The sequence below is a fragment of the Stenotrophomonas rhizophila genome, from assembly GCF_007667275.1.
Taxonomy (GTDB): Bacteria; Pseudomonadota; Gammaproteobacteria; order Xanthomonadales; family Xanthomonadaceae; genus Stenotrophomonas; species Stenotrophomonas maltophilia_AE.
The window spans coordinates 1-24100 of the sequence record NZ_VDQT01000006.1 but is presented as its reverse complement, the minus strand read 5'-3'; the positions used below and the strand labels follow the sequence as shown (position 1 = coordinate 24100).

The 24100-nt window shown below is 67.9% G+C and carries 23 protein-coding genes; 12 read left to right on the top strand and 11 right to left on the bottom strand.

Features of this window, described 5'->3' with window-relative positions:
* Window positions 1-202: 202 nt before the first annotated feature.
* Genes epmA through ligA form a run of 3 tightly spaced genes read right to left on the bottom strand, consistent with a single transcriptional unit; the run spans window position 203 to window position 4137 of the window.
* A complete protein-coding gene (epmA, locus tag FSZ13_RS17280; protein ID WP_145481665.1) occupies window positions 203-1147 on the bottom strand; it encodes an EF-P lysine aminoacylase EpmA in 945 nt (314 codons plus the stop codon).
* Complete coding sequence (locus FSZ13_RS17275; RefSeq protein ID WP_145481664.1) at window positions 1144-1629, bottom strand: GNAT family N-acetyltransferase; 486 nt, start codon at window positions 1627-1629, stop codon at window positions 1144-1146. The genes epmA and FSZ13_RS17275 overlap by 4 nt, the downstream gene beginning before the upstream one ends.
* Before the next feature lie 45 nt (window positions 1630-1674).
* Window positions 1675-4137 (bottom strand): NAD-dependent DNA ligase LigA, encoded by a 2463-nt coding sequence (ligA, locus tag FSZ13_RS17270; protein ID WP_145481663.1) that lies wholly within the window; start codon window positions 4135-4137, stop codon window positions 1675-1677.
* 178 nt (window positions 4138-4315) lie between these two features.
* Between ligA and FSZ13_RS17265 the strand changes: the two genes are divergently transcribed.
* The gene (locus FSZ13_RS17265) at window positions 4316-5455 is read left to right on the top strand and encodes a pyridoxal phosphate-dependent aminotransferase (protein ID WP_145481662.1); all 1140 of its coding nucleotides are present in this window, start codon (window positions 4316-4318) and stop codon (window positions 5453-5455) included.
* 58 nt (window positions 5456-5513) lie between these two features.
* Here FSZ13_RS17265 and zipA read toward each other — a convergent pair whose 3' ends face one another.
* The 6 genes from zipA to FSZ13_RS17235 all read right to left on the bottom strand — a co-directional run bounded on the left by zipA (window position 5514) and on the right by FSZ13_RS17235 (window position 12347).
* A complete protein-coding gene (gene zipA / locus FSZ13_RS17260; RefSeq protein WP_145481661.1) occupies window positions 5514-6236 on the bottom strand; it encodes a cell division protein ZipA in 723 nt (240 codons plus the stop codon).
* A gap of 43 nt (window positions 6237-6279) precedes the next feature.
* Complete coding sequence (gene smc / locus FSZ13_RS17255) at window positions 6280-9783, bottom strand: chromosome segregation protein SMC (RefSeq protein ID WP_145481660.1); 3504 nt, start codon at window positions 9781-9783, stop codon at window positions 6280-6282.
* Window positions 9784-10571: 788 nt separating this feature from the next.
* The gene (rplI, locus tag FSZ13_RS17250) at window positions 10572-11021 is read right to left on the bottom strand and encodes a 50S ribosomal protein L9 (protein WP_145481659.1); all 450 of its coding nucleotides are present in this window, start codon (window positions 11019-11021) and stop codon (window positions 10572-10574) included.
* Between the two features lie 151 nt (window positions 11022-11172).
* Window positions 11173-11403: a 30S ribosomal protein S18 gene (gene rpsR, locus FSZ13_RS17245; RefSeq protein ID WP_002804494.1), complete on the bottom strand. Its 231-nt coding sequence runs from the start codon at window positions 11401-11403 to the stop codon at window positions 11173-11175.
* A gap of 11 nt (window positions 11404-11414) precedes the next feature.
* On the bottom strand, window positions 11415-11852 hold the full coding sequence (gene rpsF / locus FSZ13_RS17240; protein WP_145481658.1) for a 30S ribosomal protein S6: 438 nt from the start codon (window positions 11850-11852) through the stop codon (window positions 11415-11417).
* A gap of 156 nt (window positions 11853-12008) precedes the next feature.
* Window positions 12009-12347 carry a HesB/IscA family protein gene (locus FSZ13_RS17235; RefSeq protein ID WP_145481657.1) on the bottom strand — a complete coding sequence of 113 codons (339 nt, stop codon included), beginning with the start codon at window positions 12345-12347 and terminating at the stop codon, window positions 12009-12011.
* A 128-nt stretch (window positions 12348-12475) separates the two neighbouring features.
* Here FSZ13_RS17235 and asnS point away from each other — a divergent pair, with 128 nt between their 5' ends.
* The 11 genes from asnS (at window position 12476) to FSZ13_RS17180 (ending at window position 21955) form a co-directional block, all read left to right on the top strand.
* Entirely contained in the window at window positions 12476-13870 is a 1395-nt protein-coding gene (asnS, locus tag FSZ13_RS17230) for an asparagine--tRNA ligase (protein ID WP_145481656.1), read from the top strand.
* Window positions 13871-13892: 22 nt separating this feature from the next.
* Window positions 13893-14198, top strand: coding sequence for a hypothetical protein (locus FSZ13_RS17225; protein WP_145481655.1), 306 nt, complete (start codon window positions 13893-13895; stop codon window positions 14196-14198).
* Window positions 14195-14509, top strand: coding sequence for a hypothetical protein (locus FSZ13_RS17220; RefSeq protein WP_145481654.1), 315 nt, complete (start codon window positions 14195-14197; stop codon window positions 14507-14509). The genes FSZ13_RS17225 and FSZ13_RS17220 overlap by 4 nt, the downstream gene beginning before the upstream one ends.
* A gap of 7 nt (window positions 14510-14516) precedes the next feature.
* Window positions 14517-15155: an FMN-binding negative transcriptional regulator gene (locus FSZ13_RS17215; protein WP_145481653.1), complete on the top strand. Its 639-nt coding sequence runs from the start codon at window positions 14517-14519 to the stop codon at window positions 15153-15155.
* Window positions 15156-15230: 75 nt separating this feature from the next.
* The gene (can, locus tag FSZ13_RS17210; protein WP_145481652.1) at window positions 15231-15893 is read left to right on the top strand and encodes a carbonate dehydratase; all 663 of its coding nucleotides are present in this window, start codon (window positions 15231-15233) and stop codon (window positions 15891-15893) included.
* 38 nt (window positions 15894-15931) lie between these two features.
* Window positions 15932-16444, top strand: coding sequence for a 3-hydroxyanthranilate 3,4-dioxygenase (locus tag FSZ13_RS17205; protein ID WP_145481651.1), 513 nt, complete (start codon window positions 15932-15934; stop codon window positions 16442-16444).
* An 84-nt stretch (window positions 16445-16528) separates the two neighbouring features.
* On the top strand, window positions 16529-17806 hold the full coding sequence (kynU, locus tag FSZ13_RS17200) for a kynureninase (RefSeq protein ID WP_145481650.1): 1278 nt from the start codon (window positions 16529-16531) through the stop codon (window positions 17804-17806).
* A gap of 28 nt (window positions 17807-17834) precedes the next feature.
* Window positions 17835-19202, top strand: a complete 1368-nt coding sequence (locus tag FSZ13_RS17195) for an FAD-dependent oxidoreductase (protein WP_145481649.1) — start codon at window positions 17835-17837, stop codon at window positions 19200-19202.
* The gene (gene sbcB / locus FSZ13_RS17190) at window positions 19202-20641 is read left to right on the top strand and encodes an exodeoxyribonuclease I (RefSeq protein WP_145481648.1); all 1440 of its coding nucleotides are present in this window, start codon (window positions 19202-19204) and stop codon (window positions 20639-20641) included. The genes FSZ13_RS17195 and sbcB overlap by 1 nt, the downstream gene beginning before the upstream one ends.
* A complete protein-coding gene (locus FSZ13_RS17185; RefSeq protein ID WP_145481647.1) occupies window positions 20638-21324 on the top strand; it encodes a DUF2461 domain-containing protein in 687 nt (228 codons plus the stop codon). Before sbcB ends, FSZ13_RS17185 begins: the two co-directional genes overlap by 4 nt.
* Before the next feature lie 91 nt (window positions 21325-21415).
* The gene (locus FSZ13_RS17180; protein WP_145481646.1) at window positions 21416-21955 is read left to right on the top strand and encodes a DUF2939 domain-containing protein; all 540 of its coding nucleotides are present in this window, start codon (window positions 21416-21418) and stop codon (window positions 21953-21955) included.
* 243 nt (window positions 21956-22198) lie between these two features.
* Here the strand turns inward: FSZ13_RS17180 and FSZ13_RS17175 are convergent, their stop codons facing one another.
* Together FSZ13_RS17175 and FSZ13_RS17170 are read right to left on the bottom strand one after the other, a co-directional pair.
* On the bottom strand, window positions 22199-23143 hold the full coding sequence (locus FSZ13_RS17175; protein WP_145481645.1) for a 5'-nucleotidase: 945 nt from the start codon (window positions 23141-23143) through the stop codon (window positions 22199-22201).
* Between the two features lie 16 nt (window positions 23144-23159).
* On the bottom strand, window positions 23160-23936 hold the full coding sequence (locus FSZ13_RS17170; RefSeq protein WP_145481644.1) for an NAD kinase: 777 nt from the start codon (window positions 23934-23936) through the stop codon (window positions 23160-23162).
* Between the last annotated feature and the right edge of the window lie 164 nt (window positions 23937-24100).

Here is a 24100-nt window from a genome sequence, read left to right as displayed (position 1 = left end):
CCGGGAAAATCCAGCCGTGGCTGTCCCCTGCGCGCAGGCGCCACGTCGTTGCCGACGGCGTTGGTCCAGCAGCTTGCACCCGCGTCATCACCACCCTTCCTGCCGCCACTGAACGATTACCCCGTCACCATCCGACATCGGGTGTGATCAGAGCATCATCGTGCGGTGCGCGCAATACACGCACGTTGCAGCCAACGCGCGTTCAGGCCTGCGCGAAGTCGAACGCGAGTACGTCCGCGATACGGCCGGTGCGGTTCATCGCCATCAGCAGGCGGTCGACCCCGACCGCGACGCCGGCGCAGTCCGGCAATGACGGCAATGCCTGCAGCAGGTGTTCATCCAGCGGCGGAAGCACCGCCCCCCGACCGCGCCGCACGGCATGGTCGCGTTCGAAGCGGGCGCGCTGTTCGGTCGCATCGTTCAATTCGTGATAGCCGTTGGCCAGTTCCACCGCGCCCAGGTACAGCTCGAAGCGTTCGGCCAGCGGGGGCGCGCCCGGGCGCACGCGCGCCAAAGCCGCCTGGCTGGCCGGCCAGTCGTGCACCACGGTCAGGCAGTCGTCGGCGAAGTGCGGCTGGATGCAATGGGTCATCAGCAGGTCGAGCCAGTCGTCGCGGGTCAGGCCATCGGCCTCGATGCGCACGCCAGCCAACGGCGCCTGCAGGTCCTCCAGCCGCGCGTCGAATGGGTCCACGCCTATCCGTTCCCGATACAGACTGCGGTAGTCCACCACCTCCAGCCGCGCCTCGCGCTGCACCAGCGCCAGCGCTGCGCGCACCAGCGCGGCGGTTTCCTCGATCAGGCGGTGGTGGTCCCAACCGACCCGGTACCACTCCAGCATGGTGAATTCCGGATTGTGGCGGCCTCCGGCCTCGCCGTTGCGGAACACCCGGCCCAACTCGTAACAGTCGCCCACCCCGGCCGCAAGCAGGCGCTTGAGCGGATACTCCGGCGAGGTGCGCAGCCAGCGCTGCGCGCTGCCGGCGTCGACGTGGCCGCTGAAACGGGTATGGAAACTGTCGATGTTGGGCTCGGTGTTCCCGGCCGCCGACAGGATCGGCGTTTCCACTTCCAGTACGTCGCGTTCGGCGAAGAACGCGCGGATCAGGGCATTCAATGCGGCGCGCTGGCGCAGTGCGGCGATCACCCGCGCGCGTCCTGCAGGCGCCTGGCCAGCTGCAGGGTCAGCAGGCTGCGGGTGTCATCGACATAGCCGGTGGCCAGGTACAGGCGGCGCGCCAGTTCGTTGTGGTGGTTCACTTCCAGGCGCATGCGCTCCACCCCGCGGGCGTTGGCGCGCTGCTCCAGGATCGCCAGCGCCTGCTTGCCGCGTCCGCGACCGCGGGCGGCATGGCTCAGGTACAACTCGTCGAGCAGGGCGAAGTGGCCGCCCTGCTCCAGGCTGAAACCCATCGCCAGGGCGGCATGCCCGACCACTTCACCGGTCTCGGACAGCCACAGCAACACCTCGCCATTGCGCGGGTCTTCCAGCAATGCGGCCAAGGCGCGGCGCACGCGCGCTTCGTCGAAGTCGAGCTGGTCTTCGGCATAGAAAGCGCGCATCAGCTCGACCACCAGTTCGGTGTCGGCCACGGTGGCAAGGCGGAAATCGAGGGGGGCGGTCTGCATGGTGGATCGATCCGTGTCGTGGGCGCCACGGGGGACGCCTGGTTCTCAGTGTGCGGCGAGGTAGGCGACCAGGCGCTCTTCGTCCCAGACGTCGATGCCCAGTTCGGTGGCCTTGGCGAGCTTGGAGCCCGCTTCGGTGCCCGCTACTACGAAGGACGTCTTCTTCGACACGCTGCCGGCGACCTTGGCGCCGAGCGCTTCCAGCCGCTCCTTCGCTTCGTCACGGGTCATCTGCGCGAGCGTGCCGGTCAGGACGACGGTCTGGCCCTCGAGCGGGCCCGACGCCTGCGACGACGCTTCCGGAGCGCGCTCGAGCAACGTGCGCCGGTAGTCGTCCGCCTTGAGCAGCATCGGACCGTGGCCCTCCTGGTCCAGCCACCCGGTCACACCGAGCGCGACGTCATTGGGCAGGCCGGCGGCCACCAGCTGCACCGGCTCGGCGTCCAGCACGGCGGCGGCATCGGGCAGCATCGCGGCCAGCTTCTCCGCGCGCAGGCGGGTGATGCCGGGAATTTCGGCTTCCACCAGCAACTGCGCGAAGTCCAGGCCATCGCGCAGTTTCGCGCTGGGCGGATGGGTGTCGCTGATCCGCACCTGGCCGACCTGCAACAGGGCGTCGATCGCCTCCTGGTTGCCAGGCTGCTCGAAGAAATGCCCGAGCGAACGCGCCACTTCCCCGCCGATGTCGGGCACGCGCTTGAACAGCGGCCACGGCAGGTGCCGGATCAGCTCGAGGTCGCCGAACCAGGTCGCCAGCGCCTTGGCGGTGCTCTCGCCGACGTGTTCGATGCCCAGCGCGAACAGCAGGCGCTCCAGGGTGGTGGTGCGGCTGGCATCGATCGCGGCGATCAGGTTGTCGGCCCACCTGGTGGCGATCTTCTTCGTGTTCCACGCGAACGCAGCCGGCAGCGCCAGCGCGCGTGCGCGCCAGCGCTCGTCGCCGGCGTCCAGCGCCAGCACGTCGCGCAGGTACTGGCCGCTGCCGTCCGGCGGCAGGTGCACGCCGATCTGGTTGGCCAGCGCCTGCGGCGATTCGGCGTCGAGCACCAGCTTCAGCTGCAGCAGCTGGTCGCGGGTCAACCGGTACAGGTCGGCCACGCCGCGCACGATGCCGGCATCGACCAGCGTTTCGATGTACTTGCCGCCCAGCCCGTCGATGTCCATCGCGCGACGCGAGGCGAAATGCGCAATGGCTTCCTTGCGCTGCGCCGGGCAGCTCAGCTCGCCCGAGCAGCGCCAGGCGGCAGCGCCTTCCTCGCGCACGATTTCCGACCCGCACACCGGGCACCGGGTGGGCATGGTCCACGGCGTGGTGCCGCTCGGACGACGGTCGGCGATGACGCTCACCACCTCGGGAATCACATCGCCGGCGCGGCGCACGATGACGGTGTCGCCGACCCGGACATCCAGCCGCGCGATCTGGTCGGCGTTGTGCAGGGTCGCGTTGGACACGATCACCCCGGCAACGGCGACCGGGTGCAGGCGCGCCACCGGGGTGGCGGCGCCGGTGCGGCCGATCTGGATTTCAATCGCCTCCACCGTGGTGGTCTGTTCCTGCGCCGGGAACTTGTGCGCGATCGCCCAGCGCGGGGCGCGCGAGACGAAGCCCATCTGTTCCTGGCCGGCGCGGTCGTCCAGCTTGTAGACCACGCCATCAATGTCGAAGGCCAACCCATCGCGGCGCTCGCCGATGTCACGGTAGTAGGCCAGCAGCCCCTCGCTGCCCTCCACCACCTGGCACAGCTCGCTGACCGGGAACCCCCATGCCTGCAGCTGGGCCAGCGTGGCCGAGTGGGTCGGCGGCAGTTCGCCGCCCTGCACTTCGCCGGTGCCGTACGCATAGAAGCTGAGCTTGCGGCGCGCACTGAGTTTCGGGTCGAGCTGGCGCAGCGACCCTGCCGCGGCATTGCGCGGGTTGGCCAGCACCTTGCCCTCATGCAGGCGTGCGTCGGCGTTGTACGCCTCGAAATCGGCGCGTGCCATGTAGACCTCGCCGCGCACTTCCAGCACCTGCGGCCAGCCGCTGCCGTGCAGTTTCTGCGGAATCACTTTGATCTGGCGCAGGTTGGCGCTGACGTCTTCGCCGGTGCTGCCGTCGCCACGGGTGGCGCCCTGCACGAAGTGGCCGCCCTCGTAACGCAGGCTGATCGCCAGCCCGTCCAGCTTGGGTTCGGCGGAAAAGAACAGGGCGTCGCGACGCAGGCGTTCGCCGATGCGGCGCACGAAATCCTGCACTTCCTCGTCGCTGAAGGCGTTGCCCAGCGACAGCATCGGCACCGCATGGCGGACCTCGGCAAACCGCGAGGAGGCCTTGCCGCCGACGCGCCGGGTCGGCGAGTCGGCCTGGACCAGTGCCGGATGGGCCTGCTCCAGCGCTTCCAGTTCGCGCACGAGGCGGTCGTAGTCGGCATCCGGAATCAGCTGCTCATCACGGTCGTAGTACGCCTTGCCGGCCTCGTCGATCTGGCGGCGCAGGGCTTCGGCACGTTGGGCAGGGCTGGATGGCATGCGTGGAAGATCCTGGGAGGGGGGTGAATTCTAGGCCGAACACGGTTGGATCGGTCAGCGGGGAGCGCATTCCACCCGTACCGGTTCAGAGCCTGGCGAAACGTTCCGGTACTGGCTTGCCTGCCTCGCCGCGGGGCGCTAGCGTGCCGGACATTGTCCTGTTTCCGGTGTTCCCGCCATGTCATCGCCCGTCTCGTCGCGCCGTTCCTTCCTGCAGCTGGCCGGTACCGGATTGGCCCTGTCCGGCATCGGCCTCGCGCCGGCCTCGACAGCGCCCGCGGCCACGTCAAGCGTAGTCCTGCCGACCCGGTCGGCGCCGGCCGGCAGCGTGCTGCTCAACTTCAACGAAAGCCCGTATGGCCCTGCCCCGGCGGCACAGGCGGCGGCACGCGACATCGTGGCCGGGAGCGGTCGTTATCTGTTCGCCCTGGCCGGGGAACTGCGCGACACGTTTGCCCGGCAGGAAGGCGTGGACAAGGACCGCGTGCGGCTGTTCCCGGGCTCCAGCGAACCGCTGAACCGCGCCGCGGTGGTCTGGACCTCGCCCACGGCAGGTCTGGTGGTGGCCGACCCGACCTTCGAAAGCCTGAGCGACCTGGCAGCGGCGCGGGGTGCCACGGTGGCCAAGGTGCCGCTGCGCGCGGACGGCGGCCATGACGTGCACGCCATGGTCGAGGCTGCGCAGCGGATGGGTGCCGGGCTGCTGTATCTGTGCAACCCCAACAACCCGACCGGATCGATCACGCCGGCGGCGGACATCGCCTGGCTGCTGGCGCACAAGCCGAAGCAGACCCGGCTGCTGGTGGACGAGGCCTACCTGCAGTTCAGTGCGCAACCGTCGGTGATCGCGCAGGTGATGCAGCGCGATGACCTGATCGTGCTGCGCACGTTCTCCAAGCTGTATGGCATGGCCGGGCTGCGCCTGGGCGTGGCGGCGGCGCACCCGGACCGGCTGCGCGAGCTGGCCAGCCTGGGCGACAACCCGCTGCCGGTCACCGCGCTGGCCGCCGGCCTGGCCAGCCTGCGCGAGCCGGGCCTGGTGGCGCAGCGGCGGGAACAGAACACGCGGATACGCCAGGCCACGGTAGCGTGGCTGGAAGCGCGCGGTTTCCGCTGCCTGCCCAGCGAAGCGAACTGCTTCATGGTCGACGTGCAGCGCGACGGCAGCGCGTTCACCAAGGCGATGGCCGAACGCGGCGTGGTGATCGGTCGCAGCTGGCCGATCTGGCCGCAGGTCGTGCGGGTGAGCGTAGGCACCGAGGCGGAGATGGCAGCGTTCCGAACGGCGTTCGAGAACGTGGTGGCTGCTGACCGGTGACGCCGTAGCGACACGGCGTGGCCCGTTCGTCCCGGCTCCAGACGCGTCCCTGCAACCGTTACCAGCGGGGTGCTTTGGTGAGCGGCGGGGCCTGGTGCTGGCGGTCGTAGGCGCGCAGCTCGTCACGGATGTGGGCGACGCGCTGGCGGCCCAGGGTGGCGCGGTTGTCGTCCAGGACCAGGCCGCCGAGCAGTTCGCCCATGCGCTCGACGGTGGGCAGCATCTTTTCCCAGGCATCCAGCGCGGTCAGCGGCGCCGGCAGGGTCAGGAAGAAGGCGATCGCCGGCGTCTCCATCTCGCGGATGGTGGCCATGTCGAAACTGCCGGGCTTCATGATGCTGGCCATGGAGAAGATCGGACCGCGCTCGGGGTGGCCTTCCACCAGGCGGTGGAACACGTTCATGTGCCCGAACACCAGCCCGGTCTTTTCCGCCGCCACCACGATGTCTTCGCCGCGCAGCATTTCACCGGCACGGGCGGCCACGAACAACGACACGATCTTGTCGAAGTCCTGGACCGGGCGCTTGCCAAGGTCGCTGGCCGGGGCGTCGACGTCGGGCAGGCCGAGCTCGGGCTGGGTCACGCCTTCGTCTCCGGCGGCGCCGTCGCTGCCGGCCTCGGTTTCGCCCAGCAGCGGCTCACGCCGCTGGCCGGCGGCATCGCCGCCTTCCACGCGACGGCCCTGCGACTTCTTCCGCGGTCGACCAAACAGGAAGATCGCAGCAATCAGCAGCAGGCCGGCGGCCAGGATGCCGATGCGGAGCATTGCCATGTCGGACATTCTAGGGGTCTCCAGCTAAATACGTTCAGGCAAGAATGGCACGTCAGGCCGCGCCCGCCAATCGTGCCGCCTCTTCCAGGTCCACGCTGACCAGGCGACTGACGCCGGGTTCGCGCATGGTCACGCCCGAGAGCTGGTGCGCTGCCTCCATCGTCGCCTTGTTGTGGCTGACGAACAGGAACTGCACCTTCTCGCTCATTTCCTTGACCATGTTGGCCAGGCGGCCCACGTTGGCTTCATCCAATGGCGCGTCCACTTCGTCCAGCAGGCAGAACGGCGCCGGGTTGAGCTGGAAGATCGCAAACACCAGCGCCACCGCGGTCATCGCCTTCTCGCCGCCGGACAGCAGCGAGATGCTGGACACCCGCTTGCCAGGCGGGCGCGCCATGATGGTCACACCCGTGTCGAGAAGGTCTTCACCGGTCAGTTCGAGGTAGGCGTGGCCGCCGCCGAACAGGCGCGGATACAGCTGCTGCACGCCAGCGTTGACGCGGTCGAAGGTGTCCTTGAAGCGGCCACGGGTTTCGCGGTCGATCTTGCGGATGGCGTCTTCCAGCGTTTCCAGCGCGGTGGTCAGGTCGGTGTTCTGCGCATCCAGGTATTCCGAACGCTGCGAGGCTTCGCCGTATTCCTGGATCGCGGCCAGGTTGACCGGTTCGAGACGGCGCATGCGGCCGTCGATCTGGTGCACGGCCTGTTCCCAGTCGGTGATGCGGGCCTCTTCGGGCAGCGTGTTGATCACGTCCTGCAGGACGAAACCGGCTTTTTCCACGGCGGCGGTGAGCTGGTCGGCGCTTAGCACCAGCGCCTGCTGGTCCAGCTTGCGCTGCGAAATGCGCTCGCGCTGGGCCAGGGCCTGTTCGTCGCGCTGGTGGCGGGTCTGTTCGAACGTGCGCAGTTCGGCGTCGATGCTTTCCAGCAGGGTGCGCGCTTCGCCCAGCACGCGGTCGGCGCGGACGCGTTCGCCGAGTGCGTTCTGGTGCTCGGCTTCCAGTGCGTGCACCGGCGAGTCGCCTTCGTCGAGCTGCGAATGCAGCTCGCCCAGGCGCGAATCGAGCTGGCCGCGCTGGGTGCTCATGCGTTCCAGTGCCTGGCTCAGCGAGGCCACCTGGGTGCGCTGCGACTCCAGCGTGAGCGCGAGCGAGTGGGCGCTGTCGCGCACGTTGCGCGCGGCGTCGCGGGCGCGGTCGCGGGCATCGCCGAGCTGGCGGCGTTCGCTTTCCAGCGCCTGCTTGACCGACTCCAGGTCGCCCATGCTGTTGACGGCGTCGTCGAGGCGGCCGCGTGCTTCGCGGACCTGTTCGCGGCTGGCGTCGAGGTTTTCCAGCAGCTGCGAGAGCTCGCCTTCGATGCGGTCGATGCGGGTGCGTGCGGCCTCCACCTTGCCCTGCTGGCTCTGCAGCTGGCCACCGAGCTCGGACACGCTGCGGTGGGCCAGGTAGAGCTGGCGCTGGGCCTCTTCGCGCTGCTGTTCGCCGGCCAGCAACTGGTCGCGGAAACCGGCCAGGCGGTTTTCCAGTTCGGCTTCGCGTTCCTGCAGGGTGTCGATCTGTTCGCGCAGGCTGACGATTTCGCGCTCGCGCAGCAGTGCGCCCTGCTTGGCCGCGCCGGAGCGCGAGACGCGCACCCAGCCTTCGCCAAGGCGTTCGCCACCGCGGGTGATGACCGAGTCGCCGTCGGCCAGGGTGGCCTGCAGGGCGCGCGCCTGTTCTAGGTCATCGGCGGCATGCAGGCGGGCCAGCAGGCGGCGGATCGCGGTGGGGCCCTGCACCTTGGCCGCCAGCGAGGTCGGGGCGACCTGCAGGGGGCTGGTATCGGCCGAGACCAGCGCGATGCGCCCGTCGCCCAGTTCGGCGAGGGCGCCGACCAGGTCTTCCGGGGCGTCGACCAGCACGCCTTCAATGAGCTGGCCGAGGGCGCTTTCGACGGCGTTTTCCCAGCCACTTTCGACGCTGAGGCGCTCGCCTACGCGGGCGCCGGAGTCCAGGCCGTGCTGCTTGAGCCATGCTACGGCGGCGCCCTGCTCCTGGCCCAAGGCGGCCTGCTGCAGGGTTTCCAGTGAGGACAGGCGACCGCGGGCGGCCTGGGCCTGCTTGCGGATGTCGGCCAGTTCGGTCTGGCCGGTGCGCTGGCGGTCCTGCAGGCCGGCGACGGCCTCCTTGCGCGCTTCGACCTGTTCGGTCAGCCCGTCCAGCGCGGCCTTCTGGGTTTCGTGCTGCAGTTGCAGTTCTTCGAAGGCTTCGGCGAGCGCGTCCAGGTCCAGGCCGGCGCGTTCGGCGCTGAGCGCTTCACGGCGGCGATCGGCTTCGAGCACCTGGCGATCGAGGTAGTCGACGCGGGTGCGTTCGACTTCGCCGGCGCGCGAGGCTTCGGAGGTGTTGCGGGTATGCGCTTCCCAGCGCGCCTGCCAGTCGGCCAGCTTGGCTTCGGCGTCGCGCAGGGCTTCCTGCTTGATTTCGTTTTCTTCCTGCAACTGTTCCAGCTGCGGTTCGGCCAGGTCGACCGCTTCGCGCAGGACCATCAGTTTGGCTTCGTCGCCGCTGATGTGCTGGCCGAGCTCGGCCAGGGCCTGGGTGGTTTCGTCGCGGGCCTTGTGCAGGCGCTGGGACATTTCGCGCTGGTGCTGGATCTGCTGTTCAAGCCGGGCCAGGGTGCTGCCGACCTGGTACACCTCGGCCTGGGCGGTGCTGAGGGCGTCGGCGGCTTCTTCGCGGCGCACGCGGCTGGTTTCGATGCGGGCTTCGGCGTCGCGCTGTTCGGCGATCAGCTGCTGCAGGCGGGTCTCTTCCTGGGACAGGGCTTCACGCAGGCCGCCGAGGCGGCTGTCGAGGTTGCGGAACTCCAGCGCTTTCCATTCGGCGTCCTTGACCCGGCGCTCTTCCTGCAGGCCCTGATACTGCTCGGCCTGGCGGGCCTGGCGCTTGAGGTGTTCGAGCTGCTTGCCGATCTCTTCGCGGAGGTCGTTGAGGCGGTCGAGGTTTTCGCGGGTGTGGCGGATGCGGGTTTCGGTTTCCTTGCGGCGTTCCTTGTACTTGGAAATGCCGGCGGCCTCTTCCAAATACACGCGCAGGTCTTCGGGGCGGGCTTCGATGATCTGGCTGATCATGCCCTGTTCGATGATGGAGTAGCTGCGCGGGCCGAGGCCGGTGCCGAGGAACAGGTCGGTGATGTCACGGCGGCGGCACTTGGTACCGTTGAGGTAGTAGTTGCTGCTGCCATCACGGCTGACGGTACGCTTGACCGAGATTTCGTTGAACGAGGCGTATTCGCCGGTGATGGTGTGGTCGGTGTTGTCGAAGATCAGTTCGACGGTCGCTTGGGACACGGGCTTGCGCGCCGACGAGCCGGAGAAGATGACGTCGGTCAGCGAGTCGCCACGCAGGCGGCTGGCGGAGCTTTCGCCCATGACCCAGCGCACGGCATCGATGATGTTGGACTTGCCACAGCCATTGGGCCCGACCACGCCGGTCATGTTGGTGGGCAGGTGCAGGGTGGTGGGATCAACAAACGACTTGAAGCCGGACAGCTTGATCGTGGACAGACGCATGGCGTGGTGGGCTTCCGGACAGTCGCGATAGGCCGAGTATAACGGTGCCGATGTTCCACGGGCGTCTGGCTCGGGTTGTGGGTTCCGACACTGCGAAAGAGCCCCGTTGCCGCTGGTGGAACGCCCGCTGCGTAGAGCCGGGCTCTGCCCGGCTGCTGTTGGTTCTGGGCGAACAGCCGCTGGCTGCGAGGTTTCCCTGGCTTGGGCTGGCGGGGGTGGGCCCGCGGGGGGCGCCGTAAATACGTCCATGTAGGCTTGGTCGCCGCATCCATGCGGCTCACACCCCCGCAAACCCACCCCCGCCAACCCTTCGACAGTGTGTCGTTGCCACGGGAAAAGCCGGTGCCGGCCGCAGCCGGCGTAGGGACACGCCATGCGTGTCTGCCGTTCCCAACCGCACACGCCCCTGTATGGGGGCGGACGGCGGGTAGCCCCCGTAGGGACTGTCAAAAACATGGATGTTTTTGACAAGCCCCCATGGATGGGTTCACGGCGTGTCCCGGAGGGGGCTGCCCGCCGGCCGCCCTGGCACGTAGCAATGGGACGCCGGCTGTTGCAGTTGCAGTTGCAGTTGCAGTTGCTGTTTGCAGTTGCAGTTCCTGTTTGCTGTTGCTGTTGACGTTGGATTTCAACGACCGATGACGCGTTCCCAAGGCCGACCAACGGTCGGCGCTACCGGTGATGCAGGGGAGACGGTGAAGACGGGGTACCAGGGCATCGAAAGCCGGAAACAAAAACGGGCGCCCTTGCGGGCACCCGTTTCAGCGATCGCAACCTTGCGGCTGGGATCAGGCTTCGGCTTCCACCACCACCTTGACGGTGGTTTCGACGTCGGCGTGCAGGTGGATGACCACCTCGAACTCGCCCACGTTGCGGAAGGCGCCTTCGCCCAGGATCACTTCGCTCTTTTCCAGCGGCAGGCCGGCCTTGGTGAAGGCTTCGGCGATGTCGCGCGGGCCAACCGAACCGTACAGCTTGCCTTCGGTCGACGCGTTGGCGGCGACGGTGACGCTCTTGCCTTCCAGCGCAGCCTTGCGGGCTTCGGCGTCAGCATGGATCGACTGGGCCTTGGCTTCGTATTCGGCGCGCTTGGCTTCGAATTCGGCAACGTTCGAGGCGGTGGCCGGAACGGCCTTGCCGGTCGGGACGAGGAAGTTGCGGCCGTAGCCCGGCTTCACGTCGACCTGGTCGCCCAGACCGCCGAGGTTGGTGACCTTCTGCAGAAGAATCAGCTTCATGGTGTTGCTCCAATATGTGTATTCGTTAGCGAGGCGAACCCCGCAGCGGATGGCTGTCCGAATATCCGAACGGTAGACCGGGCACCGCCCGCTGCCATGCGGCGCGGGCGGTGTGGACTACGAAAGCGGCGACCGGGGTCGCCCGCCTTCATCAGACGTCGTGGTTGTCGGTGTACGGAATCAGGGCCAGGAAACGGGCGCGCTTGACGGCCGTTGCCAGCTGGCGCTGGTACTTCGACTTGGTACCGGTCACGCGGCTCGGCACGATCTTGCCGTTCTCGGTGAGGTACTGGCGCAGGGTGTTGAGATCCTTGTAGTCGATCTCCTTCACACCTTCGGCCGTGAACTTGCAGAACTTGCGGCGACGGAAGAACTTGGACATGTGCGTGCTCCTTAGGCGGCAGAAGCGGCGTCGTCGCCGGCTTCGTTGTCAGCGGTGTTGGCGGCTTCGCCTTCTTCGTCGTCACGACGACGACGCTCGCCACGCTCGGGCTTGTCGCCCTTCTCGTCCTTGCTCTTCATGATCAGCGACTGCTCGGTGTCAGCCTCGTCGCGGAGCAGGACCAGGTTGCGCAGCACCGCATCGTTGAACTTGAAGCTTTCGGTCAGTTCGGCCAGAACCGCCTGATCCACTTCGATGTTCATCAGCACGTAATGCGCCTTCACCAGGTTCTGGATCGGGTACGCCAGCTGGCGGCGGCCCCAGTCTTCCAGGCGGTGGATGGTGCCGTTACCGGTTTCGACCAGCGACTTGTAGCGCTCGATCATGGCCGGGACCTGCTCGCTCTGGTCCGGGTGGACCATGAACACGACTTCGTAATGACGACTCATGTGTGTATACCTTTCGGATGTGGCCCTTCCGGGCCGGACAGCCCCCCGCAGGTGAACGCGGTGGAGCAAGGGTTCCTGCCGGGAATCGGGCAGGAAGCCGCGCATTATCGCAGCAGAAGGCCTGCGGAGCAAGCTGCCCCGCCTGGACGGCCCCGATCAGGCCTTGTCGGCCTCGGTGGTGAAGCTCTCGCCGCAGCCGCACTCGGCGGTGGCATTCGGGTTCCTGAACGTAAAGGTCTCGCTCAGCCCCTGCTTGCCGAAGTCGATCTCGGTCCCGTCGACCAGCGCCAGGCTGTCCGCGTCCACGTAGATGCGCACCCCGTCCTGCTCGAACACCGTATCGCCCTCCCGCTGCTCGCGGGCCAGGTCGGTCACGTGGCCCCAGCCAGAACAGCCGGTCCGGGTCACGCCGAAACGCAGCCCGAGCGCGTCCGGGGACTGGACGACAAACTTCTTCACGCGTTCAAAAGCAACAGGGGTAAGGGTGACAGCCATGACGGGCAACTCCAGCGGATCGATACATTATAGGTCCACGGCGCAGTCAGAAATGCCTCGCAAGCAGAACGCTGCAACCGTTAAACTCCTCGTTCAGAGATCGAGTCGATCAACAGAGGATTCAAGTCATGACGGTGGTCAGCGTTGAACATGCGCTTGCCGGGAAGATCCCGGAAGGCGGCGAGGCAACAGTACGGGGCTGGGTGCGTACGGTGCGCGGGTCTGCGGCACTTGCCTTCGTCAATGTCACCGACGGCTCCTGCTTCGCCCCCATCCAGGTGGTGGCCAATGACACCCTGGGCAACTTCGACGACGTGAAGGCCCTGACCCCGGGCTGCTCGGTGATCGCCCGCGGCACCCTGGTCAAATCCCAGGGCAAGGGCCAGTCGTTCGAGATCCAGGCCAGCGACATCGAAATCGTCGGCCTGGTCGAAGACCCGCTGACCTACCCGATCCAGCCCAAGCCGATGAGCGCCGAATTCCTGCGCGAAGTGGCCCACCTGCGCCCACGCACCAACCTGTTCGGCGCGGTCACCCGCATCCGCAACTGCCTGGCCCAGGCCGTGCACCGGTTCTTCCACCACAACGGCTTCAACTGGATCAGCACCCCGATCATCACCACCTCCGACGCCGAAGGTGCCGGCCAGATGTTCCGGGTCTCCACCCTGGACATGGTCAACCTGCCGCGCGACGCCCAGGGCAACGTCGACTTCAGCCGCGACTTCTTCGGCAAGGAAACCTTCCTGACCGTGTCCGGCCAGCTCAATGTCGAGGCCTACTGCCTCGCGCTGAGCAAGGTGTACACCTTCGGCCCGACCTTCCGCGCCGAAAACTCCAACACCACCCGCCACCTGGCCGAATTCTGGATGATCGAGCCGGAGATCGCCTTCGCCGACCTGGCCGAGGACGCGCGCCTGGCCGAGCAGTTCCTGAAGTACCTGTTCCGCGCGGTGCTCGACGAGCGCGGTGACGACCTGGCCTTCCTGGCCGAGCGCGTGGACAAGAACGCGATCGCCAAGCTGGAAGCGTTCATCAACTCGCCGTTCGAGCAGATCGACTACACCGAGGCGGTGAAGCTGCTGCAGAACTCCGGAAAGAAGTTCGACTTCCCGGTCGAATGGGGCCTGGACCTGCAGACCGAGCACGAGCGCTGGCTGACCGAAGAACACATCGGCCGCCCGGTGGTGGTGACCAACTACCCCGAGCACATCAAGGCGTTCTACATGCGCCTGAACGACGACGGCAAAACCGTTGCCGCGATGGACGTGCTGGCCCCGGGCATCGGCGAGATCATCGGCGGCAGCCAGCGCGAAGAGCGCCTGGACGTGCTCGACGCGCGCATGGCGCAGTTCGGACTGGACCGCGAGCACTACGGCTGGTATCGCGATTTCCGTCGCTACGGCTCGGTGCCGCACGCCGGTTTCGGCCTCGGCTTCGAGCGCCTGGTGGTGTACGTGTGCGGGCTGGGCAACATCCGCGACGCCATCCCCTACCCGCGCGCACCGGGCAGCGCCGAGTTCTGACCCTTACCACGGAGGCACGCCCATGACCCTGTTCCTCGCGCTCTGCTTCGTTGGCGTGGCGATCGCCGGGTTCAGTGCCTTCGTGATCTTCTGGCCGCTGACGCTGGTGCATATCCGCGACCGCCACCCTGCGCTGGCCGACCGTTTCGGCCCTGGCGCCTTCCTGCGCCCGGACGCGCTGCGCTGGCTGCTCGGCCGGGATTACCGCGGCACCCCCGACCGCTCGCTGTCGGGGCTGGCCACGCCGGCCTGGCTGTCGCTGCTCACCCTGCTGGCCGGACTGGGCATGGCTGCCCTGCTCTGGCTGCTCTCGATGGTAATGACATGAACGATATTTCCGCCGTACGCGACTCCTGGTGGCTGGCCAGTCTGGGCAATACCCTGATCTGGGCCCGCCTGCGCCTGCGCCCGGCCGGCACCGCCGAGGTGCTGGACAGCGATGGCAACACCCTGAGCTACGACAGCGAAGACACCGCGCGTTCGCAGCTGTTCGACGCCGAATTCGTCGAGTTCAACGGGCTGGACGAAGAAGATGCACTGCTGCGCGGCTTCTCGCTGCACGAACTGCAGCCGCCGCAGGCCGATGACGACGATGCCCTCAAGGGCCGCATGGTGCAGTCGCTGGGCCGGCGCGCCTGAGCCGACGATGTTCACCCCTTCGGACTTCGCGACCACCGACCTGGACTGGCTCGACCGGCTGATGGCACGCGATGCCTTCGTCACCCTGGCCACCACCGGCGCGGACGGCCTGCCGCAGGTGAGCCTGCTGCCGGTGGTGTACCGGCGTGACGGCGAGGCCATCGTGATCGAAGGCCACTGGGCCCGGCCCAACCCGCAGGCCGGCCATGCCGGACCGGCGCTGATGCTGGTGCACGGCCCGCACGCCTACGTGTCGCCGGGCTGGTACCCGGACAAGGACAGCGCCGGCCGCGTGCCCACCTGGAACTACGCCGCCGCCGAACTGCGCGGCGAGCTGGAGCCGGTCACCGAACGCGCCGCGCTGATGGACATGCTGGACGCGCTCAGCGCGGTCAACGAAGCCGGGGTCGGCGGCGACTGGCGGCTGGACCGCGACGACGCGCGCCAGACCCGCCTGCTGGCCGGCATCATCGGCTTCCGCTTCCGCCCCCGCCAGGTGCAGATCAAGCTCAAACTGAGCCAGAACCATCCCGACGCCAACCAGGTGTCGGTGATCGACGCGCTGGAAGCCTCCGGCGCACCCGCTTCCCACGACCTGGCGCAGTGGATGCGCCAGGTCCGCCAGCCGCCCGCGCCCGGCGGCTGACCCACCCGTTTCCCGCGACGACGCGGCCCTGCCGGCTGCGCCTTGCCCCCACCTCACGTCAGGGACACCGCAACGATGAAAGACATCCACAAGCTGCTGCAGAACAACCGCGACTGGGCCGACCGGATCGAAAAGGAAGACCCCGACTTCTTCCACCAGCTCGCCAAGCAGCAGCACCCCGAATACCTGTGGATCGGCTGCTCCGATTCGCGCGTGCCCGCCAACCAGATCATCGGCATGGCCCCGGGCGAAGTGTTCGTGCACCGCAACGTGGCCAACGTGGTGGTGCACACCGACCTGAACTGCCTGAGCGTGATCCAGTACGCGGTGGACCAGCTGAAGGTGAAGCACATCCTGATCGTGGGCCATTATGGCTGCGGCGGCGTGCATGCCAGCCTCAACAATACCCGCGTGGGCCTGGCCGACAACTGGCTGCGCCATGTGGGCGACGTGGCGCAGAAGCATGCCGCCATCATGGACGCGATCGAAGAACCGGAACTGAAGCATGCGCGCCTGTGCGAGCTCAACGTGATCGAACAGGTGGTCAACGCCTGCCGCTCCACGATCGTGCAGGACGCCTGGGCGCGCGGGCAGAAGCTGATGGTGCATGGCTGGGTCTACAGCCTGAAAGATGGCCGCGTGCGCGAGATGGGCATCGACGTCGGTGCGCCCGAAGACCTTGGCCCGGCCTACGAAAAAGCGCTGGCGCACGTGCCGCGCCGCGGCCGCCGCGACTGACCGCGCGCGCCCAGCGCCCCCTTTCCCCGGGAATCCCCATGCTGCCCTCGCCCATCAACCTGCTCGGCTGGATCGAAGAAAACCGCCACCTGCTCAAGCCGCCGGTGGGCAACAAGATGATCGAAAACGGCGACTTCATCATCATGGTGGTTGGCGGCCCGAACAGCCGTACCGACTTCCATTACGACGAGGGACCGGAGTGGTTCTATCAGCTCGAAGGGGAAATGACCCTGAAGGTGCAGGAAGACGGCGCGGTGCGTGACATCCCGATCCGCGCCGGCGAGATCTTCCTGCTGCCGGGGAAGGTGCCGCACTCGCCGCGCCGCCCGCCTGGCGGCATCGGCCTGGTGGTCGAGCGCAAGCGCCAGGCGCACGAGAAGGACGGGGTGATGTGGTTCTGCGAACGCTGCAACCACACGCTGTACGAGAAGTACTTCACCCTGGAAAACATCGAAACCGACCTGCCGAAGGTGTTCAAGGAATACGAGGCCTCGATCGAGCTGCGCACCTGCGACGCGTGCGGGCATGTGGATCCGTTGCCGGGCACCTGAGCCCGATGGACCCGCGTGTCGGGTTCATCCCATAGGCGGGGCAGATCGATAAACTGTCTTTTCACAGACAACCTCAATCGCCCAATGTCCGAGCTCCTCAGCCGCACCCATGCCACTGCCCTGGACGCCGCCGACCCGCTGCGCGCCCTGCGGGCCGAGTTCGTGTTCCCCCAGCATGACCACCGCGACCAGACCTACTTCGTCGGCAACTCGCTGGGCCTGCAGCCGCGCCGGGCCAAGGCCGCGGTGCAGGAAGTGATGGACAAGTGGGGTGCGCTGGCGGTCGAGGGCCATTTCACCGGCGAGACCCAGTGGCTGGGCTACCACCGCCTGGTCAACGCGCAGCTGGCGCGGGTCGTGGGCGCCCTGCCCAGCGAAGTGGTCGCCATGAACACGCTGAGCGTGAACCTGCACCTGATGATGGTCAGCTTCTATCGGCCCAGCGCGGAGCGCCCGGTGATCCTGATGGAGGCCGGTGCCTTCCCGACCGACCGCCACGCGGTGGAATCACAGATCCGCTTCCATGGCTTCGACCCGGCCACCGACCTGGTGGAAGTGCAGCCGGATGAACCAAACGGCACGATCTCGCTGGCCGCGATCGAACGCGCCATCACCGAGCACGGCCCGCGCCTGGCGCTGGTGCTGTGGCCCGGCGTGCAGTACCGCAGCGGCCAGGTGTTCGACCTGGACGCGATCACCCGCATGGCGCGCCTGCAGGGCGCCCGGGTCGGCTTCGACCTGGCCCACTCGGTCGGCAACGTGCCGCTGCAGCTGCACGACATCGCCCCCGATTTCGCGGTCTGGTGCCACTACAAGTACCTCAACAGCGGTCCCGGTGCCGTGGCCGGCTGCTTCGTGCACGAGCGCCACCACCGCGACAGCACCCTGCCGCGCTTTGCCGGCTGGTGGGGCCATGAGGAAGCCACCCGCTTCAAGATGGCGCCGCAGTTCGTGCCCGCGGTCGGCGCCGAAGGCTGGCAGCTGAGCAACCCGCCGGTCCTGGGCCTCGCTCCCCTGCGCGCCGCGCTGGACGTGGTCGACCAGGCCGGCGGCATCCAGGCGCTGCGCGCCAAGTCGTTGCAGCTCACCGGCCTGCTCGACGCGCTGGTCCGCGCCCGCCTGGCCGGGGTGCTCGAGGTCCTGACCCCGGCCGAACCCGAGCGGCGTGGCTGCCAGCTGTCGCTGCGCGTGGTCGGCGGTCGCGAACGTGGCCGCAACCTGTTCGAATACCTGCAGAGCGTGGGCGTGCTGGGCGACTGGCGCGAACCGGACGTGATCCGGATCTCGCCCACGCCGTTGTACAACCGTTACCTTGACCTGCACCACTTCGTCGAAGAAGTGGAATCCTGGGCAGGCCTGTAAGCCCGCCCTTCCCTGCGTGGACCCTGACTTGATCGCACCTGCACACCGCTCCCTGAGCATCATCGGCGCTGGACTGGCCGGCTCCCTGCTGGCCATCCTGCTGTCCCGCCAGGGCTGGCGGATCACCCTGTACGAACGCCGCGGCGACCCGCGGATCAGCGATTACGAGTCCGGCCGCTCGATCAACCTGGCCCTGGCCGAACGCGGGCGCAACGCGCTGCGCCAGGCCGGGGTCGAAGACGCTGTGATGGCCAAGGCGGTGATGATGCGCGGGCGCATGGTGCATCCGCGCCAGGGCGAACCGCAGCTGCAGCGCTATGGTCGCGACGACAGCGAAGTGATCTGGTCGATCCACCGCAAGGACCTCAACACCACCCTGCTGCAGCTGGCCGAAGACGCCGGGGCGCAGGTGCACTTCCACCGCCGCCTGCATACCGTGGATTTCGATGCCGGCTACGCGCGCTTCATCGACGACCGCAACGACCACCCGCACGACATCCGCTTCGATTCGCTGATCGGCGCCGACGGTGCCGGCTCGGCGCTGCGCGCGGCGATGAACCGCAAGTACCCGCTGGATGAGCGCACCGAGTTCCTCGACCATTCCTACAAGGAACTGGAGATCCCGCCCACCGACGACGGCGGCTTCCGCATCGAAGCCAATGCGCTGCACATCTGGCCGCGCGGCAACTACATGTGCATCGCGCTGCCCAATGACGAAGGCACCTTCACCGTCACCCTGTTCCTGCCCAACGAAGGCAACCCCAGCTTCGCCACCACCAACAGCGGTGCCGAGGCCGAGGCCCTGTTCGCGCGCGATTTCCCCGATGCGCTGGCGCTGATCCCCAACCTGCGCCGCGACTGGGAAGAGCATCCGCCCGGCCTGCTGGGCACCCTGCACCTGCGCCAATGGCACCTGCAGGGGCGCGCGGTGCTGCTCGGCGACGCCGCCCACGCGATGGTACCGTTCCACGGCCAGGGCATGAACTGCGCCTTCGAAGACTGCGTGGCCCTGGCGCGGCAACTGCAGGAACAGGACTCGCTGGCCGCCGCGTTCGCCGCGTTCGAAGCCGAGCGGAAGCCCAACGCCGAAGCGATCCAGCAGATGGCGCTGGAGAACTACCTGGAAATGCGCGACCGCGTCGCCGACCCGGCGTTCCTGCTGCAGCGCGAGCTGGAACAGCAGCTGCAGGCCCGCTGGCCGACCCGCTTCGTCCCGCACTACACCATGGTCACCTTCCTGCACACGCCGTACGCGGTGGCGCTGGAACGAACCGAGCTGCAGCGCCATATCCTGGAAGCGGCCACCGCCGGCCACGACAGCCTGGAGCACATCGACTGGGCCGCACTCGAGCGCGTGGTGCATGAGCAGCTCAGCGTGCTGGAGGGCGCCCACTGATGGCCGACAGCTTCCTGTTCTACGACCTGGAGACCTTCGGCCAGGACCCGCGCCGCACCCGCATCGCGCAGTTCGCTGCGATCCGCACCGATGCCGACCTGAACATGGTCGACGAGCCGGTCAGCTTCTACGTCAAACCGGCCGACGACCTGCTGCCCTCGCCGATCGCCACGCTGATCACCGGCATCACGCCGCAGCATGCGCTGGCCGAAGGCGTGAGCGAAGCCGAGGCGTTCGCACGCATCAACGACCTGATGGCACGGCCCGGCACCTGCACGCTGGGCTACAACACGCTGCGCTTCGACGACGAGTTCGTCCGCCACGGCCTGTTCCGCAACTTCTTCGATCCGTACGAGCGCGAGTGGCGCAACGGCAATTCGCGCTGGGACCTGCTGGACATGCTGCGCCTGGTACACGCGCTGCGCCCGGAGGGCATCGCCTGGCCGCAGCGCGAAGATGGCGCCACCTCGTTCAAGCTCGAACACCTGGCGCTGGCCAACGACGTGCGCGTGGGCGATGCGCACGAAGCGCTGTCGGACGTGCACGCCACCATCGGCATGGCACGCCTGTTCAAACAGGCCCAGCCACGCTTGTGGGACTACGCGCTGAAGCTGCGTGACAAGCGCTTCGTCGGCAGCCTGCTCGACGTGGACGCATTGCAGCCGGTGCTGCATATCTCGATGCGCTATCCGGCGCAGCGGATGTGCGCCGCGCCGGTGTTGCCGATCGCGCGCCACCCCTACATCAGCAACCGGGTGATCGCGCTCGACCTGGAAGGCGACATCGACGGGCTGCTGGCGCTGCCGTCGGAAACGCTGGCCGCGCGCCTGTACACCCGCGCCGCCGACTTGGCCGAGGGCGAACAGCGCGTGCCGCTGAAGGAAGTGCACCTGAACAAGGTGCCCGCGCTCGTGGCCTGGAACCACCTGCGTCCGGCCGACCACGCCCGGCTCGGGATCGACGTGGCCAGGGTGGAAGCCAACGCGGCGCGCGTGCGCGCGGCGGGGCCGGCGCTGGTGGAAAAGGTGCGGCAGGTCTACGCCGGTGAGCGCGTTGCCACGCCGAGCGACGTCGATGCCTCGCTGTATGACGGCTTCCTGGCCGACGGCGACAAGGCCCTGATGAGCCGGCTGCGCACCGCGCCGCCGACCGAGCTGGCCGGCTACGCCGAACGCCTGAAGGACCCGCGCATGCCGGAACTGCTGTTCCGCTATCGCGCCCGCAACCATGCCCAGACGCTGGATGCGGCCGAGCGCGGGCGCTGGAACGACTATCGCCGCCAGCGCCTGCTCGGCGATGCCGGGCTCGGCGAACAGACCCTGGCCGGGTTCCGCACCGAACTGGACGCGCTGGCGGTGGAACACGCCGCCGATCCCACCAAGCTGGCCCTGTTGCAGCACCTGCGCGACTGGGGCAACGAACTGGAGCACAGCCTGTGAGTACCTATTTCACCCCCGCCAGCTTCACCTTCCTGCGTGGCCTGGCGCGCCACAACGACAAGACCTGGTTCAACGAACACAAGGCGAAGTACGAGGAGCACGTGCGCCAGCCGTTCCTGCGCCTGATCAGCGACCTGCAGCCGGACCTGGCCGCGGTCAGCGAACACTTCCGTTCCGATCCGCGCGGGGTGGGCGGCTCGCTGTTCCGGATCTACCGCGACGCGCGGTTTTCCAATGACAAGTCGCCGTACAAGACCTGGCAGGGCGCGCGGTTGTTCCATGAGCGGCGCAAGCAGGTGCCGGCGCCGTCGTTCTACATCCACCTGCAGCCCGGCGAAAGCTTCGTCGGCGCCGGCCTGTGGCACCCCGAACCGGCCACCCAGCGCAAGGTCCGCCACTTCATCGTGGACAATCCGGGGGCCTGGAAGGCGGCCGCGCACGCGCCGGCGCTGCGGAAGAAGTTCGATTTCGAGGAAAGCGAGAAGCTGGTACGCGCGCCGCGTGGCTTCGAGCCGGACTTCGAGTTCATCGACGACCTGAAGCACCGCAACTGGGTGTTCTGGCGCTCGCTGGACGATGCCACCATGACCGGGCCGAAGCTGCGGAAGACGGTGGCCAAGGATCTGGTGACGCTGGGGCCGTTCGTGGATTACCTGTGTGCGGCGCTGGATCTGGAGTTCTGATGAGCACGCCTGGGCCGGCCAACGGCCGGCGCTACCGTGCTGCGTGCGTCGGTCTACCCTGCGTTGACGTGGGCTGCGGCACGCTGGCGCCATGAAAAAGCTGCTTCTGTTGATTGGCCTGGTGGTGGTGCTGCTGGCCGGCTGGGTGGTCAGTGGGCCCTACCTGACCCTGCGTGGGCTGGCCACGGCGGTGGAACAGCGGGATACCTCGACGCTGGACCGGTATGTGGACTTCCCGATGCTGCGCGCGAACCTGCGCGCGCAGCTGGACGATTACGTGGTGCGGCGGGCCGGGCCGGACGTGCAGTCGAACCTGGTCGGGGCGCTGCTGCTCACCGCCGGGCAGACGCTGAGCGGCACGGCGGTGGACGCGATGGTTACCCCGATGGGGATCGGTGCGCTGCTGGAAGGCCACACGCTGTGGAAGCGGGCCAGCAATGACCTGGAACGCAGCGACGCTTACGCGGCGCCCCGCGCGGCGAAGCCGCTGGATGGGGCGACGCACCGGTTCGAGTCGACGTCACGATTCACCGCCACCACGCACACGCCGCAGGGGGCGCCGGTGGTGTTCGTGCTGCAGCGGCAGGGGCTCCGGTGGAAGCTGGTGAACATCGAGCTCCCGTTGGATTGACGGGGGTCACGACCAACGGTCGTGACCTACCCGGCCGGGCGTCCGCCCGTGCGTCCGTCGGCCGATCCGCCCGTCGGTCATGCGCCATGCGCCCATCCGCGCATCGGGCCCATCTGCCCATCGCCACATCCGCGCATCGGGCCGTCCCCGCATGGGCCGTCCCCGCATGGGCCCATCCGTCCATCGGCCATCCGTACAACCGTGCCATCCCCGGTAGGTCACGACCGTTGGTCGTGACCCTCGTCAATCATTGGCCACGCCATGCGGCACGTGACCTGCTGCCACGCTGAGGTGCTGCCGGGCGCTGTCGATGTTGTGCTGCGAATCGTCGAAGAAGATGTCCGCGCCGAACGCTTCCAGGAACGGGCCCTTGTGCCGGCCGCCCAGGAACAGCGCCTCGTCCAGGCGCACGCCCCACTCGCGCAGGGTACGGATCACGCGTTCGTGCGCCGGCGCCGATCGCGCGGTGACCAGCGCGGTGCGGATCGGTGCGTCTTCGCCCGAGGGAAACACGGCCTGCAGCGTGTGCAGCGCCGACAGGAAGTTGCGGAACGGGCCGCCGCTGAGCGGTTCGCGCGCGTTCTCGCGCTCGTGGCGGCCAAACGCTTCCACGCCCTGTTCGCGCGAGATGCGCTCGCTTTCGTCGCCGAAGATCACCGCGTCGCCATCGAAGGCGATGCGCAGCTGGCCCAGCGGCTGGCTCATGTCGACCGGTTCGGCCGCGGCCAGGGTTTCCCCCGGCGGCTTGGGCAGGATGGTGGCGGCGGCGATGCCATGGCGCAGCGCACGCCGCACCGACTCCGGGTTGGCCGACAGGAACAGGTCGGTGCCGAACGGCTTCACGTACGGCCAGGTCGGCTCGCCGGCGGTAAAGGTGGCGCGGATGATGCCCAGGTCGTAATGCTGGATGGAGTTGAAGATGCGCAGCCCGGTATCGGCCGAATTGCGCGAGAGCAGGATCACTTCCACCCGCGGCGACTCCGGCGACTGGCCCTGGTTCAGCGCAAGCAGTTTGCGCACCACCGGGAAGGCGACACCGGGACGCAGCACGTCATCTTCGTGCTTGCGCTGGTACTCGGCGTAGGCATCCACGCCTTCGGCCTCGAACAGCGCGTGGCCCTCTTCAAGGTCGAACAGCGCGCGCGAGGTCACGGCAACGGTCAGCAAGCGGGGGGTGTTGTCGCCCATGGCGGTCAAAGGTCCTTCAAAACATGAACTGTTCGCTGAGGATCCGGTCTTCCAGGTTGTGTTCCGGATCGAACAGCAGGGTCACCCGGCGCTCGCGCGATTCGCGGATGGTCACTTCGACCACGTCGCGGGTCTCATGCGAATCGGCGGTCACGCTGACCGGGCGTTTGTAGGGGTCGAGCACACGGAAGCGCACCTCGGTGTCGGCCTTGAGGATGGCGCCGCGCCAGCGCCGTGGCCGGTACGGGGCCAGCGGGGTCAGGGCGATGGTATGCGACCCCAGCGGCAGGATCGGGCCGTGCGCGGAGTAGTTGTACGCGGTGCTGCCGGCCGGCGTGGCCACCAGCACGCCGTCGCCGATCAGCTCGGCCACGCGTTCCTGTCCGTTGAGGTCGACGCCGATGTGCGCGGCCTGTCGGGTCTGGCGCAGCAGGGAGACGTCGTTGTAGGCCAGCGAGCCGGTAGTGGTGCCGGATTCGGTCAGCGCCAGCATTTCCAGCGGGCGCAGGTTGGCGGGTTCGGCCACCGCCAGGCGCGCCGGCAGGTCGCCGTCGTCCTCGCGGTACTGGTTCATCAGGAAACCCACCGTGCCCAGTTTCATGCCGAACACCGGCCGCCCCAGCGCGCCATGCCGGTGCAGGGTCTGCAGCATGAAACCATCGCCGCCGAGCGGGCACAGCACATCGGCCTGTTCCGGCGCATGGTCGCCGTAGCGCGCCACCATCGCCGCACGGGCACGCTGCGCCGCTTCGGTGTTGCTGGCCAGGAAGGCGATGCGGGGGGTATCGCTCATGGGGTTTCTGCGGCTCGTGTGTACAGGAAGCATACCCGGTCGCGGCACGCAGACGCATGGCGGGACAGCACACCTCTTCGTTGGCCGCCGCTGCGAGCGTCGAGGGCCCCGCCGCGGCCGGCAGGCCCCTATGCAAATGTCCCCCGGCGGCGGCCTGCGGCCGC